The organism is Atribacter sp., assembly GCF_035418125.1.
In the GTDB taxonomy this organism is placed as follows: Bacteria; Atribacterota; Atribacteria; order Atribacterales; family Atribacteraceae; genus Atribacter; species Atribacter allofermentans.
Genome location: NZ_DAOLQM010000311.1, coordinates 1 through 2,291 on the forward strand (window position 1 = coordinate 1; position 2,291 = coordinate 2,291).

The 2,291-nt window shown below is 36.4% G+C and carries 3 protein-coding genes; all 3 read right to left on the reverse strand.

From position 1 onward, the window contains the following. Positions 1-646, reverse strand: a 646-nt coding sequence (locus PLK24_RS10870; protein ID WP_324479050.1) for a hypothetical protein, incomplete at its 3' end; no start/stop codon positions are given. 70 nt (positions 647-716) lie between these two features. Then, the gene (locus tag PLK24_RS10875) at positions 717-1,592 is read right to left on the reverse strand and encodes a ParB/RepB/Spo0J family partition protein (RefSeq protein WP_324479052.1); all 876 of its coding nucleotides are present in this window, start codon (positions 1,590-1,592) and stop codon (positions 717-719) included. Next, positions 1,570-2,291: ParA family protein (locus tag PLK24_RS10880; RefSeq protein WP_324479054.1), on the reverse strand; the 722-nt coding region annotated here is incomplete at its 5' end. The genes PLK24_RS10880 and PLK24_RS10875, both read right to left, overlap by 23 nt.

The window sequence follows — 2,291 nt, forward strand, 5'->3', positions numbered from 1 at the left end:
TTCCCCAAGTTGGCCAACGCATCGGAACCATAGTGATTAATTTGTCTTTTTTTTCAACTACTTGAATTATTTCATTAAAAGATTTCTCCCTGACCATCATTTCAGCACGAAGCCATGAAAGATTATCTTCTATACTTTTCGCTTTATTATAAAACTCAGGATCAATGGTTGATCGAAGCGAAGGAGCAGAAACAGGAACTCCTGAAAACGACATATAATTTGGCCCACCCATTCCAAAGGGAAAGCTATCCAGATTGGGATTAAGAAACATTTGTACCGGAACGTATAATTCGTTCGATGCTGCAGAAAAACCCAGATCTATCCCAAACTTTTTTAATTGTGATTGTAAATCTTTTTCTAACAAGCTCCTTACCTTTTGGTCTAATTCACGTAGCTGGTTCATTTCTTGAATAACTTGATCAGCCTTTTTGGATAATTCCTCTAATTTTTGTTCCTGTTCTTTCTTCTTGATCTCCAGGGAAGCTAATTCACTTTTAGTGTCTTGTAAATGAATAAACATATTCCCCAATTCGTATTTAATTCTACTGTTATACCAAAGAATCCCACCCACACCAAATCCAACCCCCAAAATAACCAACAATAAGCCCATAAGAATAGTTTTCCATCGGAGGTTAATTTTTTTCATTTGTCCCTTCAAGGGATTGATCCAAAATACCGTTAAGTCTTTTGGCTCTTTTGAAGGCATACACCCACCTCTAAAATGGTTCTTCCTTACCGGTTATTAAATTATAAATGCGATGGAGGTCTTCATCCCCATAATATTCTATGGTTATTCGTTTTTTCACTATTTTCACTTTGGTTGCCAAATATTTCATCAAACTCTCTTCAATGAAAGTAATTTCGGTTTCTTGTTGTTCATTTGTAATTATTTTTTTCTCTTTATAATTTATAGAAGGATTAGGTTCTTCAGTTTTTGCTTTTATGTTACGAATTACTTCTTCAATATCACGAACAGAAAGATTTTCTCGGATGATTTTTCCTGATAGTTGAATTTTTAAATCCTGACTTTCAATGGCAAGTAATGCTCGAGCATGGCCAAATGAAATATCGTTGTTTTCAAGCATTTTTTGTATTTCTTGGGGTAAGTCAAGAAGGCGGAGCACATTAGCGATGGTGGGTCTCTTTTTCCCCAGTCTTTTTGAAATATCCTCTTGAGTTAGCTCAAAATTAAGCATCAATCGTTGAATTCCCTTAGCTAAGTCTAAGGGGTTTAAATCTTCCCTCTGTAAGTTCTCAATTAAAGCAATTTCTAATCTTTTTTGTTCATTTACTTCTTCAACTATAACAGGAATTGTTGGCAAACCAGCTTTTTGTGCTGCTCTCCATCTTCTCTCTCCTGCAACTATTTCATATCCTGTCCCATCGGTTCGTACAATAATTGGTTGTAGAACACCATGAATACGAATCGACTGAGCAAGCTCTTCTAAGCTCTCATCGTTTATTTGAAGTCGGGGTTGGAGAGGATTACTATGAATAAGTTGAATATCAATTTCTTGGATCGACCGTGCACCAAGATTTCCAACTCCAGGGATTAGAGCATCAAGCCCTTTACCAAGACTTTTTCTTGCCATCTCTTGCTAACACTTCCTTGGCTAAGTTAAGATATGCTTCGGCACCAGTTGAGTAACGATCATAGGTAATCACCGGTTGCCCAAAACTTGGAGCTTCACTTAATCGAACATTTCTTGGGATTATAGTTTTAAACACTTTATCTCCAAAAACTCTTTGTATCTCTTGAGCTACTTGCTGAGATAAGTTAGTTCTCACATCATACATCGTTAATAAAACCCCAAAAATTTCAAGCTGAGGGTTGAGCAAATTTTTCACTGCATTAAGAGTGTTTAAAAGCTGCCCCAAGCCTTCCAAAGCATAGTACTCGCACTGAATTGGGATTAACATAGAGCTCGCACAACATAATGCATTAATTGTTAGCAAGCCAAGAGAGGGTGGACAATCAACTAAAATATAATCATAATCATTAATAACCTCTTTTAGTGTTTCTTTTAAACGGAATTCCCTCCCTATAACCGAAACTAATTCTACTTCTGCACCGGCAAGCCTTATGGTTGTAGGTAGTAACCACAAATTTGAAATCGATGACGTTTGTATTACATCATTTAATGAATATTCAGACTCAGTCGGTATTAATAAATCATATAAACATCTTTTAAGAACTGAACGATTAACTCCCAAGCCACTGGTAGCATTCCCCTGGGGGTCAGAGTCAACCAACAATATTTTTAGACCCATTTGTGCTAAACATGAGCCTA